Annotated in this window: 7 protein-coding genes; 3 read left to right on the forward strand and 4 right to left on the reverse strand. The window is 61.2% G+C overall.

Going from position 1 to position 4733, the window contains the following annotated elements:
• The 4 genes from B3F77_RS15660 to B3F77_RS15675 form a co-directional block, all read right to left on the reverse strand.
• The coding region (locus B3F77_RS15660; RefSeq protein WP_414703026.1) for an ExbD/TolR family protein at positions 1–93 on the reverse strand (93 nt) is incomplete at its 3' end.
• 13 nt (positions 94–106) lie between these two features.
• Positions 107–820 carry a MotA/TolQ/ExbB proton channel family protein gene (locus tag B3F77_RS15665; RefSeq protein ID WP_293605844.1) on the reverse strand — a complete coding sequence of 238 codons (714 nt, stop codon included), beginning with the start codon at positions 818–820 and terminating at the stop codon, positions 107–109.
• 24 nt (positions 821–844) lie between these two features.
• On the reverse strand, positions 845–1543 hold the full coding sequence (locus B3F77_RS15670; protein ID WP_414703027.1) for an energy transducer TonB: 699 nt from the start codon (positions 1541–1543) through the stop codon (positions 845–847).
• A 307-nt stretch (positions 1544–1850) separates the two neighbouring features.
• Entirely contained in the window at positions 1851–2666 is an 816-nt protein-coding gene (locus B3F77_RS15675) for a TOBE domain-containing protein (RefSeq protein ID WP_293605846.1), read from the reverse strand.
• 168 nt (positions 2667–2834) lie between these two features.
• Between B3F77_RS15675 and modA the strand changes: the two genes are divergently transcribed.
• The 3 genes from modA to B3F77_RS15690 all read left to right on the forward strand — a co-directional run.
• Positions 2835–3590, forward strand: coding sequence for a molybdate ABC transporter substrate-binding protein (modA, locus tag B3F77_RS15680; RefSeq protein ID WP_293605847.1), 756 nt, complete (start codon positions 2835–2837; stop codon positions 3588–3590).
• 14 nt (positions 3591–3604) lie between these two features.
• Entirely contained in the window at positions 3605–4291 is a 687-nt protein-coding gene (modB, locus tag B3F77_RS15685) for a molybdate ABC transporter permease subunit (protein WP_293605848.1), read from the forward strand.
• A 23-nt stretch (positions 4292–4314) separates the two neighbouring features.
• Positions 4315–4733, forward strand: a 419-nt coding sequence (locus tag B3F77_RS15690) for an ATP-binding cassette domain-containing protein (protein WP_414703025.1), incomplete at its 3' end; no start/stop codon positions are given.

A 4733-nucleotide genomic window follows, 5' to 3' on the forward strand; every position in this document is an offset into this window, starting at 1 on the left:
GATGATGAGCAGCACCAGCATGATGTCCACCATGGGCGTCATGTTGATCTCGTTCATCACGTCATCGCTGTCGTCTTGAGTTCCGAAGGCCATGAGGCGACTTCCTTTAAGCTTTTTTCATCGGCACAACATTGGCCGATCCGCTGGTGTTGACGCGGGCGCCTGTCACAAAGTAGGCGTGCAGGTCGTGCGCAAAGCGATTGAGCTTTTGCAAAATGCCTTTGTTGCCGCGCACCAGCGCGTTGTAGCCCAGCACGGCGGGAATGGCTACGGCCAGGCCCAGCGCCGTCATGATCAGCGACTCACCCACCGGGCCAGCCACCTGGTCGATGGTGGCCTGGCCTGCCGCGCCTATGGACAGTAACGCGTGGTAAATACCCCAAACGGTGCCGAACAGGCCGACAAAGGGCGCGGTGGAGCCGACGGACGCGAGGATGGCCAGGCCGGATTGCAGCTTGGCGGTGAATTCGTCGAGGGTGTTGCGCAGCGTGCGCGTGACCCAGTCGCTCATATCCAGGGCATCGTGCAGTTGAGCCTTGGAATTGAGGTGGTGGAGGGTGGCCTCACGTCCTTCGAGCGCCAACTGGCGAAAAGGGCTAGCGGGGTCTGTTCCCAGCTTGGCAAGGCCGGTCGCGAAATCTTCGCTGTGCCAGAAGTCTTCAGCCGTCCTGGCCATGTTTTTGTACTTGATCAGGTCCAGTGTCTTGATGATGATGACCATCCACGAGGCAAGCGACATGATCAGCAGCAGCAAGGCCACCGATTTGGTGACGATATCGCCCTGGCTCCAGACGTTGGCAAGGCCAAATTGGGAATTCATGAATCAACACTCCTCAGTTCAAAATTACTGACGCAGTTCCCAGCTGATGGGGACGTTGAAAGGCATGGTTTCCGGAACACCGTTGCGCTTTCCAGGCACGTAGCGCCAGCGCATGACGGTCTCAAAGGCGGCGTTATCGAGGCGTGAAAAACCGCTTGACCTGACGAGTTCGGCGCGCTGGGCTTTTCCATCGGGTCCGATCCAGACCTTGTAGACGACTTTACCCGTCTCGCCCAGGCGTGCGCTCAGGGGGGGGTAAGGCGGCTTCTGGTTTTGCAGGTAGTCGGCACTGTTTGACGGCAGCTGAAACGTGACCAGGGCGGGTGAGGCTACAGGAGCATCAGTCGCTGCGGCCACGGGGGCAGGCGCAGGCGCAGGCGGAAGGGGCGGTGTGACGATGTCCGTCGGTGCGTCAAGTGAAGGTGTGGGGTCGGCAATGGCCAAAGGCAGCGCTTGCGGCTGAAGGGACTGAACGGGCGCTTTGGGCACCGTCTTTTTTTGCGCCATGGGGGTGGGCTGTATCGGCACCGGAGGCACCGGCGCAAGCTTGGGGGTGGGCGGGTCGACAAATTGCGACAGGACCTCGGCGGGCACCACCAGTTCCGCGCTATGCATCAGCAGGCCGCTTTGCAGCACCCAGATAAATCCAACATGCAGAGCCACCACCACGAGTGCAATCATTGCATTGCGGCTCAGAGGCAGAGGCAGAGGCAGAGGCGCCATGTCTGCGGGCGGGGCAGCGGTGCTTGAGAAGGCGGTGGCGTTCATCAGGGGATGGGTTGGGGCTCGCATGCCCACCAGCGTGGCACGGCTACCGCCAAGTTTAGCGTGGGAAGCTGGCGCCCTTTTGATTGGAAAAAATAGCCCCCAAGGTGCTTCGTTGTTGGGTTTCTCCGCTGGTTAAGGATGAAATTGGCCTTTTGCCAAATAAATACGGGCATAAGAAGCTATCAAAAATATAGCAAACTGGGTGTGGCTCGGTAAGGCGGTATCGGCAAAAAGCATGGCTCATCGACCCTTAAATGATCCGTTAAGCGGCCAGCGCAATCACTATGGCTGATTCGTCGATGAGCGCGGTGACGCGGGCTTTGGTTTTCAAGCGGCTGCCTGCTTTGGCAAACCCGACCAGTTGCAGGCCGCCATCGAGTTGCAGGGACACTTCGTCGCCCGTGGCCCCGCGGCTGATGCGCACCACCCGGCCGCTTAATGCAGGGTTACTTGAAGACTTGTTGGGGTTTGAAGGCGCGCCGGAGTCAACATCACCGGTCTGTTGCGCGGTTACCAGAACCGCCGTGGCTTTGCAAAGCGCCAGCACCGCTTGCCCTTTTTTCAGGTCGAGCAGTTCCGCACTGGCCCGGGTGATGCGCGAAACGAGCCGGGTATCGCCGGCCAGCATGAGATACACCCGCACCATCTGGCCCATGGCGTCGAGCTGCTCCACCTGGCAGGGCAACTGGTTGCGCATGCTGGTGCGCACACCGATGTGTGAGAGCGCTGGTGCGGCGAAGGAAGGCGTCAGAGCGCCCGCATGGGCCTCGGCCAGCACCTGTTTGCGCGACTCGGCCAGCCGTTTGGACACCGCCAGCAACTGCTCGCCGGCCTCCGTGATTTTTGCGCCGCCGCCACCGGCACCGCCCACAGCCCGCTCCACCAGCACCACGCCCGCCAGGTTGGTCAGCGTGTCGATGGCTTGCCACGCGGCCTTGTAGCTGACCCGGGCTTGCCGCGCGGCCTGCGAGATGGAGCCACTGCTTGCGATCAGGCGCAGGATTTCGATGCGCTTGTCGGCGGGCTCGTGGCTCAGGGCGCTGTCGAATGACAGTGCGGTCGCAGGGGCGTTTTTCATGGGCTTATTTTGAGACTGGCCTGGCCAGATATCGCTATTCTAAAATAGAATAGCGAAAACATTGAATCGGCTCCGGCAAAAAACTGGCTCCCGCCATCCTCAGAACGTGCCGGCTTTTCATTTTTTTGCTCTCCGTCATGCACTCCTTCAAGCACTGGAGCGTCTCTCATGCGTCAAATCGTCTTGCGCTTACTGCCAGCCCTGCTGGTCCTGCTGGTCTCTGCCTCGGCCCTGGCGGATGAAGTCCAGGTCGCGGTGGCGGCCAATTTCACCGCACCCATGAAGCTGATTGCCGCAGAATTTGAGAAAGAGACCGGCCATCAGGCGGTGTTGTCTTTTGGCGCGACCGGCAAGTTGTATGCGCAAATAATGAACGGCGCACCCTTTGATATTTTTCTGGCGGCCGATAACGAGCGGCCCGCCAAACTTGAAAAAGAAGGGGCTGCGGTGGCAGGCAGCCGTTTTACCTACGCCACCGGCAGGCTGGTGCTCTGGTCGCCCAAACCGGGTACGGTGGACGAGCAGGGCGAGGTCCTCAAGACGGGGAACTTCAAACATCTTGCCATCGCCGCCCCGAAACTGGCTCCGTATGGTGCCGCAGCTATGGAAACTCTGACCAGGCTTGGGCTGCTGGCCAGCCTGGAGCCCAAACTGGTGCAGGGCGAGAGCATTGGCCAGACCCTCAGCTTTATTTCCACGGGCAATGCCGAGCTGGGCTTTGTCGCACTCTCCCAGGTGGTCGAAGGCGGCAAGATCAAAACCGGCTCAGGCTGGATCGTTCCCGCCAAGCTGCACAGCCCGATTCGTCAGGATGCAGTGTTGTTGAAGCGAGCGAGCCAGCACAAGGCGGCGTCGCTCCTGCTGTCGTTTCTTAAAACAGACAAAGCCAAGGCCGTGATCCGTTCGTTTGGCTATGAATCCTGAAGGCGCGATGCTCCATGCTGGATGAAGTAGCTCTACAGGCGATTGCGCTGACCGTCAGGCTGGCGGGTACGAGCACGCTCGTGTTGCTGCTGGCTGGCACGCCCCTGGCCTGGTGGCTGGCGCGCACGCGCTCCTGGCTGAAAGGGCCGGTGGGTGCGCTGGTGGCCTTGCCGCTGGTGTTGCCGCCGGTGGTGCTCGGCTTTTACCTGCTGGTGCTGACGGGTCCGCAGGGACCTGTCGGCCAGCTCACGCAGTCCCTGGGCTGGGGGCTGCTGCCTTTCAGCTTCGCCGGGCTGGTCGTCGGCTCTGTGTTGTATTCACTGCCTTTCGTGGTGCAGCCGCTGCAAAATGCTTTTGAATCCATCGGTGACCGGCCGCTGGAAGCCGCCGCCACCTTGCGCGCCTCGCCACTGGACACTTTCTTGACCGTGGTGCTGCCGCTGGCCCGGCCCGCTTACCTGACCGCCGCTGTCATGGGCTTTGCGCATACCGTAGGGGAGTTCGGCATCGTGCTCATGATTGGCGGCAACATTCCCGGCAAAACGCGTGTGATGTCGGTGCAGATTTACGAGCATGTGGAAGCGCTGGAATACACCCAGGCGCACTGGCTGGCCGGTGGGCTGCTGGTGTTTTCATTTTTGGTGCTGCTGGCGTTATACCTGCTCCAGCCCGCTGGGCACCATCGGGGGCAGGGCGCATGAGGCCAGACGATGCGCGCCTCGATATGTCTTTTCGTCGGGTCTTGGCGGATTTTTCGCTCGATGTGACCCTGCTTCTTCCCGGACGCGGCGTGACGGCGATTTTTGGTCCATCGGGCTCCGGCAAGACCAGCTTGCTGCGCAGCATCGCAGGCCTGGAGCGCGCTGGCGCGGGCCGTCTGGTCGTCAATGGCGAGGTCTGGCAGGACGATGCCAAAGGCATTTTCAGGCCGGTGTACCAGCGCCCGCTTGGGTTTGTGTTCCAGGAGGCGAGCCTTTTTTCGCACCTGGACGTCCGGGGCAATCTCGACTACGGGCTGCGCCGTGTGCCCATGTCGCAACGGCGGGTGTCGCTGGATCAGGCCATTGAGCTGCTGGGCATCGAACGTCTGCTGCAGCGGCAGCCCGGCACGCTTTCGGGCGGCGAGCGGCAGCGCGTGGCCAT

The organism is Polaromonas sp. UBA4122, from assembly GCA_002381615.1.
In the GTDB taxonomy this organism is placed as follows: domain Bacteria; phylum Pseudomonadota; class Gammaproteobacteria; order Burkholderiales; family Burkholderiaceae_C; genus Polaromonas.

Bases quoted from the DNA above. Each gene is read 5' to 3' on its own strand.
- B3F77_RS15665 (WP_293605844.1), bottom strand. From the start codon at position 820: ATGAATTCCCAATTTGGCCTTGCCAACGTCTGGAGCCAGGGCGATATC.
- B3F77_RS15670 (WP_414703027.1), bottom strand. From the start codon at position 1,543: ATGGCGCCTCTGCCTCTGCCTCTGCCTCTGAGCCGCAATGCAATGATT.
- B3F77_RS15675 (WP_293605846.1), bottom strand. From the start codon at position 2,666: ATGAAAAACGCCCCTGCGACCGCACTGTCATTCGACAGCGCCCTGAGC.
- modA (WP_293605847.1), top strand. From the start codon at position 2,835: ATGCGTCAAATCGTCTTGCGCTTACTGCCAGCCCTGCTGGTCCTGCTG.
- modB (WP_293605848.1), top strand. From the start codon at position 3,605: ATGCTGGATGAAGTAGCTCTACAGGCGATTGCGCTGACCGTCAGGCTG.